The organism is Xenorhabdus sp. XBWT (assembly GCF_059072735.1).
In genome coordinates this window covers 1,929,930-1,948,317 of record NZ_CM180990.1, presented here as the reverse complement: position 1 = coordinate 1,948,317, position 18,388 = coordinate 1,929,930, and the positions used below count along the sequence as shown (strand labels likewise).

The 18,388-nt window shown below is 44.8% G+C and carries 4 protein-coding genes and 1 pseudogene; 4 read left to right on the top strand and 1 reads right to left on the bottom strand.

The genetic code is table 11. From position 1 onward, the window contains the following. Positions 1–121: 121 nt before the first annotated feature. Positions 122–730: a glutathione transferase GstA gene (gene gstA / locus AC5JQI_RS08920; protein WP_493914464.1), complete on the top strand. Its 609-nt coding sequence runs from the start codon at positions 122–124 to the stop codon at positions 728–730. Between the two features lie 223 nt (positions 731–953). Here the strand turns inward: gstA and pdxY are convergent, their stop codons facing one another. Next, positions 954–1,832, bottom strand: coding sequence for a pyridoxal kinase PdxY (pdxY, locus tag AC5JQI_RS08915; RefSeq protein ID WP_493914463.1), 879 nt, complete (start codon positions 1,830–1,832; stop codon positions 954–956). Between the two features lie 69 nt (positions 1,833–1,901). Between pdxY and AC5JQI_RS08910 the strand changes: the two are divergent. From AC5JQI_RS08910 to AC5JQI_RS08900, 3 genes and pseudogenes are all read left to right on the top strand, one after another. Continuing rightward, a pseudogene (locus tag AC5JQI_RS08910) lies at positions 1,902–2,084 on the top strand (hypothetical protein); the annotation flags it as partial. A 327-nt stretch (positions 2,085–2,411) separates the two neighbouring features. Continuing rightward, positions 2,412–3,167, top strand: a complete 756-nt coding sequence (locus AC5JQI_RS08905; protein WP_493914462.1) for a CDP-diacylglycerol diphosphatase — start codon at positions 2,412–2,414, stop codon at positions 3,165–3,167. A 1,039-nt stretch (positions 3,168–4,206) separates the two neighbouring features. Then, positions 4,207–18,387 (top strand): amino acid adenylation domain-containing protein, encoded by a 14,181-nt coding sequence (locus AC5JQI_RS08900; protein ID WP_493914461.1) that lies wholly within the window; start codon positions 4,207–4,209, stop codon positions 18,385–18,387. Position 18,388: the final 1 nt, after the last annotated feature.

Genomic DNA, 18,388 nt, shown 5'->3' with positions numbered 1-18,388 from the left:
TTACATTCAACTTATGGGCAATTGATATAAAATAACAAGATAAATTAATAGCATAATAAATGACTGGTGTTCTTTCATTGTATTGTATCCCTAGATTGAAAACATAATTAAGGAACGACATATGAAATTATATTACTCGCCGGGTGCTTGTTCACTTTCTCCCCATATCATGCTTCGCGAAGCTGGATTGGATTTCAGTATCGTAAAAGTCGATTTAATGAATAAAAAAACAGAAAGTGGAGATAACTTCCTCGCTATCAGTCCCAAAGGCCAAGTACCCACGCTTCAGCTTGATAACAATCATATTCTAACGGAAGTACCTGCCATTATTAAATATATTGCCGATCAAAAACCCGAGAAAAATTTAATTGCACCAACCGGTTCAATGGAGCACTACCACCAAATCGAATGGCTAAGCTATATTTCCAGCGAATTACATCAAAACTTTATGCCATTATTTCCAATAATGGCTACACCGGAAGCATATGTTGCTATCGTAATGAAAAAATTAATGCTCCGCCTCACATATATTGATAGTGTGTTGGCAAAATTCCCTTATATTACCGGAGAAAATTTCACCATTGCGGACTCTTATTTATTTGCCGTCAGTCAATGGATGCCTAGAACTAAATTAGATATTTCTGAATTAGTACATTTAAACGCATATATGGACATGATTAAGCAACGTCCGAGCGTTCGCGATGCTTTAAAAGCTGAAGGGTTAATTTAAATCTGATAGTTTTTAATTTCCGGTAATACATGCTTCCGGTAATATACTACCGGAAGCTCAGGAAGACTAAATCCCTTCGTCTTTCAAGTTGCAGCTTTTCTGGTGACTCTCATTCACTCCGATTGCCATTTTTATAAACAAACGCTCACTTACACTCCCGGAGATTCATCCCCTTATCATCGTACTGAAACTCGAAATCCATTGGATATATAATCTCTATATATCAGTCAATTGATATTGCATTGAATTGATGTGTTGGTGCAACCATCTTATCCTGAGCAGCAATGAGTTGTAGCTCATATTCTCCCCGTGCTTGCGTCTCCAACATAACTTCATAGACCGCCGAAGTAACATGTTCTAATGCTGCTTTTAATACATCATCTGTCAAAGATAGACTTTTCAGTAAATTGACCAGCAATAAACCGCTCGTCAAATCACCAACACCAACAGGTTGCCGTTCACCAGTATCAATCAATGGGCGGCTAATATGCCAGCTATGTTCTTTAGTTACCAAAAGCATTTCAAAACAATCTGCCCGATAGCCTGCCCGACTAAGGTGTTTAACTAACACAATCTTAGGCCCTTTTTCACATAACTCACGTGAGGCGGATATAGTCTGTTCTACATTTTCAATTTTCCGCCCAGTCAGTGTTTCAAGCTCCAATAAATTAGGCGCAATAATATCACTGACGGGTAATGCCTCTTCACAAAAAAATTCAGCGACTCCCGGAACAACAATACAACCTTTTTCGGGATGCCCCATTACAGGATCACAGAAATACCATGCATCAGGATTAGCTTGCTTAACCTGTTTAACGATATCAAGAATATAGCGGCCTTGCTCTGCTGAACCAATATAACCACTCAATACCGCATTGCAGGATGTTAATTTATCAATTTCACCAATTCCCTGCACAATTTCAGCTAAATGTTCAGGTGGCATCACACAACCACGCCATTGAGGATATTGGGTGTGATTAGAAAACTGAACTGTATTTAGTGGCCATACGTTCACTCCCATACGATTCATCGGAAAAACAGCCGCACTATTTCCTGCATGACCAAAGACAACATGAGATTGAATTGAAAGAATATTTTTCATGGTAAGGTTTAGTTTAACCCGAATTTTTGATAAGAAATTGAACTAAAAGCCTGTTTCAATATCAGACGAATAACAAACCGATCTAAGAAGGAACAGGCTACGGACAAATTAGTCGAAATTTTCTGTGATGTCGATGATTTTTTCCATTTTTTGATTCCGTAATAGAAACAATTTTGTCTCAAATAAGGTCATCGGCAGATCCTCTTTCACATGTCACATTATCGTAATTTTACGGCCTTCTGCACAGAATATTATTTGGTGATATCATCATAATATTTGTTTTACAAACATTATGATGTAACTAAATATTGCGAAGAAAAATGAAAAAATAAAGGCTAGGTTATAAACTCTGTATCTTGAAATTCATTGAATATAATAACAACTAGTATTAGAATCATTTTGAACTTAGCCAATACTAAAAATTTTCATATACTTCATATAGACACCGATTTTTATGTGCAAGCTGACAGCAATAACAACATCTACTGGAATAGGTTTTTAACGCCTATTTCTACTATATATGCCATATGCCCAATGGATTTCAAGATACGGCAAATGTAAAAACATAAAGAGGTTAAAATGATCAAGTTAAAAAATAATAAGATAAAAATAATTGTTTTTATTCTATTTCTTATTGCCTTCCTTATCTATTATATTTGGGAAAGAGGTAACCCTAATGCATTATGGGAAATAGTCAACCAACAATGTGTACCTAATCAAATTAAAAATGCTAATCCATCACCTTGTTTAAAAGTCGATTTAGATAAAAAATATGTCCTATTTAAAGATGAAAAAGGTCCTAAACACGATTTAATCATGCCAACATATAAAGTGACAGGTATTGAATCTCCTGAGTTACAAAAAAATTCTTCACCCTCTTTTTTTTCATATGCATGGGATGAAAGAACTAATTTAACTAAAGGAGACAATAAAAACATAGATGATAATAGAATTTCATTAGCAGTGAACTCTAAGTATGGTAGATCACAAGATCAGTTACATATTCATCTATCTTGTCTGAAAAAAGAAGTTTCAGTTGCGCTTGAAAAAGACAAAGACGCTATTAGCAATGATTGGAAAGTGTTGCCATCTAAATTAGAAGGCCATACCTATTTAGTTAAAAAACTGGAAAGCAATGATCTATACAAAGAAAATCCTTTCAAACTATTACAGAATTATATTTCTAGAATAGATGATGACATCGAATATTATGGATTGGCTGTATCAAAACTGAAAGATGATTCAATGGTTTTACTTGCTAATAGATTTGATTTATTAGAATTAAACCTTGGTTCTGCTGGTGAAATACTGGACTATAAATGCAATGTGAATTAAATCCATGTATTTAAGATAGTTTACTTTTTCTGGTCGTTATTGTCACAAAGAAGAAGCAATAAAAGGATGCAGAGTGGCAATAACACCCAGCCAATGATACACCGACAGCTGCCACAAGCGGATATTGTCTCTGGCACCGGAAAGATTGGCAATGACGAATTCGTGGCTTGATGGATACTGTTAGTCCATGCCCAAGAAATAAACATGGTACAGTAAAAGTGTAGCAATATCAGGAGCAACTATCAGGACAGGAGTAATAACAATAGTCACACGGCTAAGCTATATTTCTTAATTGATTTATTAAACAAACACATCTTAAACTGAAAGATAATTAAAGAACACTGCGTATTAAACAAAAAATAATATAGACTTAAATCCGAATAACAATCAATATTGCAGGACAAAGAATAACTTACAGGGAAATACAAGGAAAATAATAACCATCAAAAATTACAAACAAATAAATGATATAGAATAGCTATCAAAAAATGAAACAGTTTACTCACCAAATTAAACAACCTTTAACTATTTTTATAAGGGAGAATGCTGTAAGGTTGCAAAGTTAATCATATTGATACAACGGCAGATAACACAAAATCATATTAATTGAACTTAATTAATGTAGATTTTATACCCAATAGATTTCAAGATGCAGCGCGACGGCAAGGGAATGAACCCCCAAGAGCATAGCTAACTATGTGACTGGGGTGAGTGAGCGCAGCCAACAAAGCTGCAACTTGAAAGACGACGTGTATAAACCAAAAATAATTATAGCAGGAAAAACCATATAATATGAGCGTGAACATGAACTCCATATTCTTCATATTTCAGGTCATTCATTTTCGGTCTGCATTAATTAGTCTAAATAACATAGTGAATTATTCTCCCTGTAATTTATCACTTCATACAAAGAAAGTTAAAATTCCAATCTTTTTATCACCAAAATAAATTTAATTAAATTTATTAAAACCTCGTTATCTACTTGTTGTATTGTGGATTGAAATTAACTTGTGAACGGAACGCATTCGTATAATTTATTATGATAAAATCTGAATATTTAGTAAATTCGAATTTATATAACCTCCATCCTGCCCAAGAAGATGTGTTTTATGAACAAACACTCTATAAAGGCAGTGCCCTGCACAATATTGGCTGGTGTACCTTAATGGAAGGTGAAGTTGATATCGCGATTTTGCAACAGGCATGGGATCTTTTGTACCAGCATATCGATGTACTACGGTTGCATATGTCGATTAATTCAGATCATGAAGCCCTACAATGTATTGAGAATAAAGCGGAAGCAGGAATAATCACAATTCAAGATTTTTCAATGCAGTCAGCTACTGAAGAAAAAGTGAAACTTTGGCTACAGCAGCAAGTTGATATTCCTATCAATTTTCCGAATGAAACCCTATATCACGCTTCATTGATCACCATTAACGACGAGAAATATTATTTCTTCACTAAATTTCATCATATCATCATTGATGCATTAGGTTTATTCCGCCTGCATCAATATGTCCATCAGTTACATTCATGCCTTAAAAATGGGACTTCAACAGCTTGGTTATCCGAAATTCCTCAATATTTAGACTCTGTAACCAAAGCAAGAGAGTATTTAAACTCACCTAATTACAAAAAAGATAATAACTATTGGTATAATTTCTTAAAAGAAAATGAATCGCACCAATTAACACCTTATTATCAGAGCACCGGCTTCAGTAACAAAACGATTACATTACCGCTTTCCGTTAAAAAATCCCTATATGCTTTTTGTGAAAAAAACAAAAGTAATCTTAGCTCCGTTTTTTCGTGTCTTGTCAGTATTATGATGTCCGCACTAACAGGGCAACAAGAATTGACCTTTAACACTGTTACACACGGCAGAAAGACAAAATCAGAAAAATCCACCATCGGAATGCAGGCAAATGTGTATCCGGTGCATTGCCCTATTTCCGACACAGCCAGTGTGGCAGAACAAATTAAACACATAAAGTCATCAATAAAAAGTAGTTACCAACATTGCTCATTCCCTCAGTCTCATCTTGCCCGAATAGCCAACAATCAAGGTTTTTTTTTACCTAATATCCTTATCGCTTATGAAAAGTTTTCAGAGCCTGATACTGAATTTGCCGGTATTCATCATTACCACATACATCCGACAATCAGTAACCATCCGGTCATTTTTCGGTTAAAGGATTATGGGAATGATCAGGAATTAAAAATAACGATTAATTATTCACAGCAATATTTTAGTGATTCAGATGTAAATAACATGCTTGAGCGACTTGAGCGTTTATTTATTGCTCTTATTGATAAACCTTTCTCTTTAGTGAATGAACTCCCTATTTTATTAGAACAAGAGCGTCAGACTCTGCTGCATACTTGGAATCAAACTGACCCACTCTATTCACAAAATGAAACCTTGCAACTTGACACCTTGCAACAACAGTTTGAAGTACAGGCGGTAAGTACACCCGATAACGTAGCGTTGATATTTGAAGGTGAAACGCTGACCTACCGCCAGCTCAATGAACGGGCGAATCAGTTAGCTTGTGTTATCCGCGAACAGTGTCAGCAACAAAATGGGGCACCAATGCAAGCAGGTACGTTGATAGCCCTCTATCTTGACCGCAGTCTGGAGATGGTTATCAGTATTCTGGCGGTGCTGAAAGCCGGTGGTGCTTATGTGCCCATTTCACCGGAATACCCAACCGAACGAGTGCAGTTTATTCTGGAAGATACACAATCTCCCTATGTAATAACGCAACAACAGTATTTAATGGCACTGAAAGCGTATACACAATCACTGGTTACCCAACCCAAATCGCTCGCTGTGGATAATGATTTATTAACGGAAAGCCAGCCAGTCGAAAACCTTGCTCAGATAAATACGTCTACCGATCTTGCCTATGTCATCTACACATCAGGAACAACCGGGCAGCCGAAAGGCGTGTTGCAGACTCACCATAATGTTTCACGTTTATTTACAACTACCCAAAAGCATTATCAATTTGACCAGAAGGATACTTGGGTTCTTTACCATACCTATACCTTTGATTTCAGTGTCTGGGAGCTATGGGGTGCCCTGCTTTATGGCGGGCGGCTGATTATTCCAACCGCAGAATGCACAAAAGATTTTGCCAGATTTAGCCAACTCTGTTCGCATCAGAAGGTCACTGTTCTGAACCAAACTCCGGGAGCATTTTATGCTTTTACTGATGCCTCATTGATTACGGGAACTGAATTTCCCGATCTTCGCTATGTAATTTTCGGCGGAGATAAACTCAATCCTGTGCAATTGAAGCCTTGGTGGGACAATTATGGCGATCAGTCACCAAGCTTAATCAATATGTATGGGATAACAGAAACCACTGTCCATGTTACCTATAAAAAATTAACAAAAGACAACACAGTAGCCACCTCCAACATTGGTCTGCCGTTAAACGATCTGCATGCCTATGTGTTGAATGGTTCCGGTCATCTTGTTCCTATCGGAGCACCGGGTGAACTGTACATCGGTGGTGCCGGTCTGGCTCCGGGTTATTTAAACCGACCTGAACTGACCGCAGAACGTTTTGTGGAAAATCCTTTCGCCACCGCAGAAGATAGAGTAAAGGGTCATACCCGCCTGTATAAAACCGGCGATTTGGTGCGCTGGTTGCCAAATGGTGAACTGGAATATCTGGGGCGTAATGACTTTCAGGTCAAGATCCGCGGTTACCGCATTGAGCTGGGAGAAATTGAAAGCGCCCTCGCCTCACATCCACAAGTAAAACAGGCCGTCGTGATTGACCATGAACATAAAGGGAACAAAGTTCTGGCAGCCTATCTGATCACAGAAGGCACAGAGAATGAGCTGTCCAATGAAATATTAATAGGGTATCTCTCCGCCTGTCTGCCGGAATATATGGTACCCGCCAGCTTTACCTATATTGAAACTATCCCCTTAACACTGAATGGCAAAGTGGATCGTCGCGCTCTGCCAGAACCGGTGTGGGGAAATCAGGACAATTACATCGCTCCCCGTAATGTATTGGAAACGCAGCTTTGTGTTATCTGGCAGGATGTTTTGGGGCTGAAGCGTATTGGTATTGACGATAATTTCTTCCGGGTTGGGGGTAACTCCCTGATGGCAATTCAGCTTATCGCCGCCATCCGGCGTGTATTGGAACGAGAAGTTTCACTGGCTCAAGTATTCGAGTTAAAAACCATCTCCAGACTGGTTGTCCATATGGGACAGCAGATACATACTGTTATTCCTCATCTTGAGTTGGAACATTACCCCCTGTCATTTGCCCAAGAGCGCATGTTGTTTATCGAACGTTTTGAACAGGGTGCCAACATGTACCATATTCCCTATTTGGTACAACTCAATAGCAGTGCCAAACTGCCACTACTGGAAAAGGCGATTAATCGGGTGATTGACCGCCACTCCGTGATGAAGACGGTATACCGCACTCACGATGATGGTCATGAATATCAACATGTGTTAGATGGTCACCTCACATTCAGAACACAGTCTTGTAATAGCATTAATATCCTGATGGAAACAGTACACACTGATCTCCTTACCCCGTTTGATCTGACAACTGAGCCGGGCTTGCGTCTGTATCACTATCAGGTAGAAAGCCAGCAAGTGAAAAATCAGCATTATCTGTTGTTCCTATGGCACCACATCGCCTTTGATGGTTGGTCTATTGATATTTTTATGGATGAACTGTCAGAGACTTATCAAGCTTTACAAGCAGGCCGTGACAGCCAATTACCGCCTCTGGATATCACTTATGGCGATTATGCTGTATGGCAGCGGGATTATTTACAGGGTGAAATCAGGGAGCGCCAACTGACATATTGGCAGGAAACATTGACGGGTTATGAACCCCTGGATTTACCAACTGATCGCCCCCGACCCACCCACGTTGACTATCAGGGCCGTGACTTCAACTTTACGTTGGAGAGTACACTATCAAACCAGTTGAGGGATCTGGCAAAAGCACAGGAAACCACCCTGTATACCGTACTCCTCAGTGCTTTTTATGTCACGCTGGCAAAATTATCCGGGCAGGATGACATTGTGCTGGGTACACCTACCGATAACCGCCATCATGCCCAAACCCAGCCCCTGATTGGTATGTTTGTCAATTCACTGGTATTGAGAACGCAGCTTCAACAAACCACCAGCGTAGAAGTCCTGATTCGACAAATCCACTCAGCCATCATTGAAGCCAAGAGGCATCAGGATATTCCATTTGAGCAATTAGTGGATACCTTGCAGGTTGAGCGTGATACCTCTCGTCACCCTATTTTTCAGGTGATGTTTGGGTTACAGAGCTTCGGAGAATACCCGTCAGACAACCGCCTGCCATTCAGTCCGGTTCAGCCCAATACGCCTCTGTACAGTCCGGCCAAGTTTGATCTGAGCCTATTTATTTCCGATGGGCAAACCAACCTTATTGGCAGCCTCAATTACGCCGTCACTCTGTTTGATGAAACCACCATCATCCGGCTCACCGACATCTACCAACAGGTGCTGATCGCATTCGTCGCAAATCAGAAACAAACACTTTCTGAACTTGATCTCCTATCCGCACAGGAACGCCATACCCTGCTGCATACATGGAACCAAACTGATACACCTTACCCGCAGGATAAAACCCTGCAACAATTGTTTGAATCTCAGGTAGAAAAGACACCCGATAACGTAGCACTGGTATTTGAGGGGAAAACGCTCACTTATCATCAACTCAACGAACGGGCAAACCAACTGGCTGGGGTTATTCGTGAACATTATCAGCAACGGCTTGATGCACCCTTGCAAGCAGATACACCTATCGCCCTCTATCTTGACCGCAGTCTGGAAATGGTGGTCAGTATCCTTGCGGTGCTGAAAGCAGGCGGCGCTTATGTGCCCATTTTGCCGGAGTATCCGGCAGAGCGTGTCAATTTCATTCTGCAAGATGTCCAGACGCTATGTATCATTTCCCGACAACAATATCTGGCGACACTGGCGGAATACACTCAAGCATTCGCTGAACAACCCACACTGATAGCGGCAGATGATCAGACAATCATCGCAAGCCAGCCTGTGGAAAATCCGGTACAGATCAACAAACCGACCGATCTGGCTTATATCATTTATACCTCTGGAACCACAGGCCAGCCAAAAGGGGTCATGACAGAGCACAGAAATGTCATACATATGGCGGCTGCACAGGCCAAATTCTTTAATGCACCAAACAGAAACAAGGCATTGATGTTTGCCAATTACATCTTTGATGGTTCTGTATTCGAATTATTCCCCAGTTTATTTAATGGACTGACGATTTACATTTGCAGTGAAAAAGAGCGCCACCTTCCTGCCATTGCAGAACTCATTCAGCAAGAAGGCATTCAAATAGCTGCATTACCGCCAGCCATACTGAAATTATTAACTGAAACTGAATTTTCCTCCTTGCAGGTATTGGTTACGGCGGGAGAAGCTCCTTCTCTGGATTTTCTTGAACACTTTAGCCGTTACAGCCAGATATTGAATTCTTATGGTCCGACAGAAGTCACCGTTTGTGCGACCGAAAAACTGTATCAACATGGGGATATTGCTACCAATATTGGTAAGGCTATTAATAACGCCCGCCTCTACGTTCTTGATAGTTACGGTAATCTATCTCCGATCGGTACACCGGGAGAACTGTATGTCGGTGGTGCAGGATTGGCACGGGGTTATTTAAACCGGCCTGAACTGACGGCAGAACGCTTTATAGAAAATCCTTTTGCCAGTGCGGAAGACAAAGTCCGTGGTTACACCCGCCTGTATAAAACCGGCGATTTGGTGCGCTGGTTGCCAAACGGTGAACTGGAATATCTGGGACGCAATGACTTTCAGGTTAAGATCCGCGGTTACCGCATTGAGTCGGGGGAAATTGAAAACGTTCTGACTTCCCATCCGCAAGTAAAACAGGCCGTGGTGATTGCCCGTCAGCGCAAAAACAATGACGTACTGGCAGCCTATCTGGTCACAGACGGCGAACTGCCCGATGAAAATCTGATTAAGTACCTTTCCGCCTGTTTGCCGGAATACATGATCCCCGTCAGCTTTACCCGCATTGCCTCCATACCATTAACGCTGAACGGCAAGCTGGATCACCGTGCCCTTCCAGAACCCATGTGGGAAAATCAAAACAGTTATTCCGCCCCCCGCAATGCACTGGAAACTCAGCTTTGTGTCATTTGGCAGGATGTTCTGGGGCTTGAATCTGTTGGCATTGACGATAATTTCTTCCGGATTGGCGGCAACTCTCTGATAGCCATCAAACTAATGGCAGTGATCCGCCAAAGTTTGGCAACAGATGTCACACTGGCTCAATTGTTTGAACTGAAAACCATCGCGGGTCTGGCAGACGCTGTAACGATAAATAGAGAACAACCGGGGCAACAAGCCTGTACAGTTATACCTCACCTGAATGCCGAACACTATCCGCTCTCGTTTGCCCAAGAGCGGATGTTATTTATCGAGCAGTTTGAACAAGGCAGCTCCGCCTACCATATTCCTTATCTGGTTCAGTTGGATAACGATGCCTGTCTGCCCCTGTTAGAAACCGCCATTAACCAATTGGCTGAACGCCATACGGTGATAAAAATGGTGTACCTCAATCGTGATGATGGACAAATCCACCAGCAGCGGCTGAACAGCCGTTTAGTTATCCGGCAAACACCACCCTGTGACGATATTGACAGACTGATGGACACAGTACGTGCTGAAATCGCCATCCCATTTGATCTGACGACCGAACCCAGCCTGCGCCTGCGTCATTATCAGATCAACAATAAACAACAGACCCGCGATAAGCATTACCTATTAATGATGTGGCACCATATCGCCTTTGATGGCTGGTCAGCCGGTATCTTTATGGATGAACTGGCAGAACTTTACCATGCCTTGTCAGAAAACCGTACCAGCCAACTGCCGCCTCTGGATATCTCCTATGGCGATTATGCTGTATGGCAGCGGGATTATTTACAGGGTGATACCGGTGAATGCCAGCTTGCCTATTGGCAACAAACTCTGGCGGGTTATGAGCCACTGGCTCTGCCGACCGATCGGCTTCGACCCACCCATGTCGATTATCAAGGCCGGAACTTCAATTTTACACTGGAAAGCCGCTTATCAAACCAGTTAAGGGATTTGGCAAAAGCACAGGAAACCACCTTGTATACCGTGTTGCTCAGTGGTTTTTATGTCACGCTGGCAAAATTATCCGGTCAGGATGACATTGTGCTGGGTACGCCTGCGGACAACCGCCATCATACCCAGACTCAGCCCCTGATTGGTATGTTTGTCAATTCACTGATATTGAGAGCACAGCTCCAGCAAACCAACAGTGTGGAAACACTGATCGGACAGATTCATCAGTTGGTTACGGAATCTAAAACCCATCAGGACATGCCGTTTGAGCAACTGGTTGAAGCGCTGGGAACAGAACGTGATACTTCCCGCCATCCGATTTTTCAGGTGATGTTTACCCTACAGAATTTTGATGAAAATCAGCCAAACAGGCTCAAGTTACCGTTCAGTCCGGTTGAGATGGACGAAACCTTATACAGTCCGGCCAAATTTGACCTGAACCTGATTCTGTCTGACGGACAGGCCAACATCAGCGGATACCTGAATTATGCCATCAGTCTGTTTGACGAAGCCTCCATCATAAGACTGGCTGATATTTACCAACGGGTGCTGACCAACTTCGTGGCAGACCAGAAACAAGCGCTTTCTGAACTTGATATCCTCTCCGCACAAGAACACCATACCCTGCTGCACACGTGGAACCCGACTGACTTTGCCCCCTATTCACAAGACCAGACTTTGCAACAACGGTTCGAAGCACAAGTTGCGGCTACACCGGATAACGTGGCACTGGTGTTTGAAGGAGAAGCATTAACCTACCGCAAGCTTAACGAACGGGCAAATCAACTGGCTTCAGTGCTTCGTGAAAACTATCAGCAACAGCACCATAAACCAATGCCAGTCAATACACTCATTGCCTTGTATCTCGACCGCAGTCTGGAAATGGTCATCAGTATTCTGGCAGTGCTGAAAGCTGGCGGCGCTTATGTACCCATTTCGCCGGAATACCCACCAGAACGTGTCGATTTTATTCTGCAAGATAGCCAGACTCCGTGCATACTGACCCAGCAACGCTATCTGGCCGCACTGGCAGAATACACCCGGTCACTGTCTGATCGCCCCATCCTGATCGCAGCTGATGACCAGAGCGTGACCACCCGCTACTCCGGAGAGAATCCTGTACCGATGAGCCGGGCGGATGATCTGGTGTACGTCATCTACACCTCAGGCACGACCGGAAAACCTAAAGGCGTATTGCAGACCCACCATAATGTGGTGCGTTTATTTACTGCCACTCAAGAGCAATATCAATTTAACCACCATGATACTTGGGTGCTGTACCATGCCTACACTTTTGATTTCAGCGTATGGGAGTTGTGGGGAGCACTACTCTATGGTGGACGCTTGGTCATTCCTACCATTGAGTGCACAAAAGATTTTATTCAATTCAGCCAGTTCTGCTCAGACCAGAAAGTGACTGTCCTGAACCAAACTCCGGGGGCATTTTATGCCTTTGTTGATACCTCATTGAAGACTAATGCGGCCTATCCCTGTCTTCGGCTGGTGATTTTTGGCGGCGATAAGCTGAATCAGGTTCAGTTGCATCCGTGGTGGGCGAAGTATGGGGATCACACTCCCGTTTTGGTCAACATGTATGGGATCACCGAAACCACGGTTCATGTTACCTATAAAAAATTAACAAAAGACGATACAGCAACAGCTTCCAAGATTGGCCGGCCGCTAAGCGACATCTCAGCCTATGTGTTGGACAGTTTCGGTCATCTTGCCCCGATTGGCGCCCCCGGAGAGCTGTATGTCGGTGGTGCTGGACTGGCACGGGGTTATTTAAACCGGCCTGAACTGACGGCAGAACGTTTTATAGAGAATCCGTTTGCCAGTACAGAAGACAAAGCTCTCGGTTATACCCGCCTGTATAAAACCGGCGATTTGGTACGCTGGTTACCGAACGGAGAGCTGGAATATCTGGGACGCAATGACTTTCAGGTCAAGATCCGCGGCTACCGCATTGAATTGGGGGAAGTTGAAAACATCTTGGCTTCCCATCCGCAGGTGAAACAGGCCGTGGTGATTGCCCGTGAACACAAAGGCCATGATGTACTGGCAGCCTATCTGGTCACGGACGGCAAACTGTCCGATGAAACGTTAATTAATTACCTTTCCGACCGATTGCCGGAATACATGATCCCCGCCAGTTTTACCCGCATTGCCTCCATACCATTAACGTTGAACGGGAAACTGGATCGCCGTGCCCTGCCAGAGCCGGTATGGGGAAACCAAAACAATTATGTCGCGCCCCGCAATGCACTGGAAATCCAGCTTTGCCTCATCTGGCAGGATATCCTGGGGCTGGACGAAGTTGGCATTAATGACAATTTCTTCCGTGTGGGAGGCAACTCCCTGATGGCCATTAAGCTGACGGCCGCGATCCGCCAGCGTTTGGCAACAGATATCACACTGGCTCAGTTGTTTGAGCTGAAAACCATCGCGGGTCTGGCAGATGCTATAAATAGAGAACAACCGGGGCAACAAACCTGTACGGTTATTCCTCACCTGAATGCCGAACACTACCCGCTCTCGTTTGCCCAAGAGCGGATGTTATTTATTGAGCAGTTTGAGCAAGGCAGCTCTGCCTACCATATTCCTTATCTGGTTCAGTTGGATAACGATGACTCGCTGCCTCTGTTAGAGACCGCCATTAACCAATTGGCTGAACGCCATACGGTGATAAAAATGGTGTACCTCAATCGTGATGATGGACAAATCCACCAGCATAAGTTAGACAAACGTTTGGTCATACAGCCAATACTGTCCTGTGACGATATTGACAGGCTGATGGACACAGTGCGGGATGAAATCGCCATTCCATTTGATCTGACCACCGAACCCAGCCTGCGTCTGTGTCATTATCAGACCCGTGATAAGCATTACCTGTTAATATTGTGGCACCACATCGCCTTTGATGGCTGGTCAGCCGATATTTTTATGGATGAACTGGCAGAGCTTTATCATGCTCTGTCAGAAGGCCGCGACAGCCAACTGCCGCCTCTGGATATCTCCTATGGTGACTATGCCGCATGGCAGCGGGATTATTTACAGGGTGATACCGGTGAATACCAGCTTGCCTATTGGAGACAAATTCTGGCCGATTATGATCCGCTGGATTTACCAGCAGATCATCCCAGACCGGCTCAGGTGAATTATCAGGGTCGTGACTTCGGTTTTACACTGGAGAGCCGCTTATCAAACCAGTTAAGGGATCTGGCAAAAACGCAGGAAACCACCCTGTATACCGTGCTGCTCAGTGGTTTTTATGTCACGCTGGCAAAATTATCCGGTCAGGACGACATTGTGCTGGGTACACCTACCGATAACCGACACCATGCCCAAACCCAGCCCCTGATCGGTATGTTCGTTAACTCAATGGCCTTAAGAACCCAGCTTCGACAAAGCGCCAGTGTGGAAACGCTGATTGAGCAGATTCATCAGTTGGTTATAGAATCCAAAGCCCATCAGGATATGCCGTTTGAACAACTGGTTGAAGCACTGGATATCGAACGTGACACCTCCCGTCACCCGATTTTTCAGGTGATGTTCAGTTTACAAAATTTTGGTGATAGCCAGCCAAAAGGAGTCAATCTTCCGTTCCGTCCGGTTACGATGGGCGAAAACTTATACAGCCCGGCCAAATTTGACCTGAGCCTGTTCCTGTCCGACGGGCAAGCCAATATCAGCGGATGCCTGAATTACGCCGTCAGCCTGTTTAACGAAGCCAGCATCGTGAGACTGGCTGGCATCTATCAACAAGTACTGGCCGCCTTCGTGACAAACCAAAAACAACCGCTGTCCGCGCTTGATATCCTGTCTGCACAGGAGCGCCATTTGCTGCACCGTTGGAACCAGACGGATGCGCCTTATCCGCAGGACAAGACCCTGCAACAGCTGTTTGAAGCGCAGGCCGCCCAACGCCCCGAGGCCATCGCCGTCATATTTGAAGAGCAACGGATAAGCTATGGTGAACTCAACCGGCGTGCCAACCGTCTGGCTCATCACCTGATGGCACTGGGGGTACGGCCGGATGATCGGGTTGCCCTTTGCCTCGAACGCAGCCCGGACATGGTGGCGGGGATACTCGCCATCCTCAAGGCGGGCGGAGCCTATGTGCCGCTCGATCCGGCCTATCCGGCAGAACGGCTGGCTTATATGCTTGAAGATGCTGCTCCCGTGGCCTTATTGACGCTGACCACTCTGGCTGAAAAACTGACCCGCACCATCCCGACAATATTGCTCGATAATCAGGCGCTGTGCCTTGAAACCCTGCCGGACAATAATCCGGATACGCAAGCACTGGGGCTGACATCACGCCATCTGGCCTATGTGATCTACACCTCCGGCTCCACCGGACAGCCGAAAGGCGTGATGGTCGAGCACCGCAGTATCCTGCGCCTGATTATCAACAATGGCTTTGCCGATATCGGTCCCGATGACTGCATCGCCCATTGTGCCAATATTTCATTCGATGCCGCCACGTGGGAAGTGTGGGCTGGTTTAGTACAGGGTGCCCGTCTTCTGCTGATCCCGGAAAAAATTCTGTTGCAACCCACCCATTTTGGTCAGTGCCTGTCATCAGAAAAAGTCAGGGCCCTGTTCCTGACCACGGCCCTGTTTAACCAATATGCGTGTTTAATTGCCCCGTCATTGTCAGGCCTGCGTTATGTCCTGTTCGGGGGCGAAAAAAGTGATCACCGGGCCGCCATCCGCCTCAGAGCGGAACAGGCGCCCACCCACCTGCTGCATGTTTACGGGCCGACAGAAACCACCACATTCGCCACGGCCTACAATATTCCAGTGATCGAAGATGAAAACGGAACACTCCCTATCGGGCAGCCTATCAGTAATACCCGCATTTATATCCTGGACAAACTGGGCCAGCCCGTTCCCATCGGGGCAGCGGGGGAAATCCATATTGGGGGCGATGGCGTTGCCCGCGGTTATCTGAATCGCCCTGAACTGACGGCAGAGCGTTTCCTCACCGATCCGTTCTCCCCGGAGCCGGGGGCAAGAATGTATAAAACCGGTGATCTCGCCCGATGGTTACCGGACGGCAATATCGAATACCTTGCCCGCAATGATTTTCAGGTCAAGCTGCGCGGTTTCCGCATTGAGCTGGGCGAAATCGAAAATGCCCTGACCTCCCATCCACAAGTCAAGCAGGCGGTAGTCACTGTACATGAAAATAACGGGCATAAAGTACTGGCGGCTTATCTGGTCACAGAGGGAACGTTGTCAGATGAAATGCTGACTGGGCACTTATCCGAACGCCTGCCTGAATATATGCTGCCAGCCAGTTTTACCCGCATTGAGTCCATGCCGCTGACCCAAAACGGTAAAGTGGATCGCCGTGCCTTACCTGAACCAAGTTGGGGAAACAGGGATAACCATGTCGCGCCCCGCAATGCACTGGAAAACCAGCTATGTGCTATCTGGAAAGAAGCATTGGGGCTGGAATACATCGGCATTGAGGATAACTTTTTCCGCATTGGCGGGGATTCAATTGTCAGTATCCAGCTGGTTTCCAGACTGCGTCAGGCCGGCTTCTCCCTTCAGGTTAAATCGATTTTTGAAGCACCAACCGTGGCTCAGTTAGCTCAATTGTTAATACAAACTTCTGCTACAGAAAAAGTCGTTGCAGAGCAGGGTTTATTGAATGGGGAATTTGGCCTGTTGCCTGTCCAGCAAACATTCCTCAACTGGAATTTATCGAATCCGCATCATTGGAATCAAGCATTTATGATTCAGATCCCGGGTAATATCAGATCCACACAGATTGAACAGGCCCTGATAACACTGGCTGAGCGACATGATATGCTGCGTACGCGTTTTTTAGATACCGAAAACGGCTACCGTCAGTATTATTCTAAGGAAACATCCGCTTCATATCCCCTTTTACAGTACTGCGATATTCGTGGATTAAATAAGGCAGAACTACATCAACAATTGACCCGATGGCAAAGCGGGTTCGATTACAACAACGGGCCATTATGGCAAGCGGGGCATCTGACCGGATACGTTGATGGCAGCGCCCGTCTGTTCTTCGCATTCCACCACCTGATTATTGACGCTGTATCGTGGCGAATTATTGCTGAAGATATGCGTTTGTTATTACAGGGCATGACCTTGCCACCGAAAACCAGCAGTTATCGGCAATGGGTAGCCGCCGTCCACCATTATGCTCAACAGCATCAAAGTGAAGTGTCCTACTGGCAACGGGTGATAACAGGAAGCAGTATCAAACCCGCGCTGGATCACATCACTCAACACCCGTTGAGCATTTCTGCTGGGATGACGGACATCCTGCTGCATGAAGCCAATGCCGGTTATCACACTGAAATTAACGACTTACTGCTGAGCGCACTGACAATGGCCTTGCAGGAGACGTTCTCACGAGCCACAAACTACATCATTCTGGAAGGCCATGGACGGGAGTCGATTGATAACTTATTGGATCTTTCCGAAACCGTCGGCTGGTTCACAACCATGTATCCTGTTCGTCTGGAAATGCAGGCTGATATTGCAGAAACCATTATTCACACCAAAGAGATGCTGCGTGGCATACCAAACAAAGGCATTGGTTACAGCGCATTACATCAAGCCGGCTATCTGACAGGAGATTTGCCGGCGATCAGTTTCAACTACCTCGGACAGTTAGGAGGTGCCAGCCATCAAGACTGGACCATCACCAGCGATGATAGTGGCGATATGATAGCCAAAGAAAACGGCAGCCATTTACTGCTGAGCATCAATGGCGCGGTGCTGGCCGGAAAACTGCAATTCAGTGTGGATTCCCGCTTGCCGCAAACTCAGACAGCCGTGTTTATCAGGGCATTTGAACAAGCACTCAATAACATCATTAAGACTGGTCAAAATCAGGCCCAATCCGGGAGCATAAAAACCCCCAGTGATTACGGCATCAAGGGGGTTTCGATGGAGCAACTCAACCAGCTTACTCATCGTTTTGATCATGTAAGTCATGAAAACCCGCACCGCAACTCAGAAAAGAAAACTATTTTGGACGTATAAA

Excerpts from the sequence above, each read along its gene's own strand:
- gstA (WP_493914464.1), top strand. The coding sequence starts at position 122 with ATGAAATTATATTACTCGCCGGGTGCTTGTTCACTTTCTCCCCATATC.
- pdxY (WP_493914463.1), bottom strand. The coding sequence starts at position 1,832 with ATGAAAAATATTCTTTCAATTCAATCTCATGTTGTCTTTGGTCATGCA.
- AC5JQI_RS08905 (WP_493914462.1), top strand. The coding sequence starts at position 2,412 with ATGATCAAGTTAAAAAATAATAAGATAAAAATAATTGTTTTTATTCTA.
- AC5JQI_RS08900 (WP_493914461.1), top strand. The coding sequence starts at position 4,207 with ATGATAAAATCTGAATATTTAGTAAATTCGAATTTATATAACCTCCAT.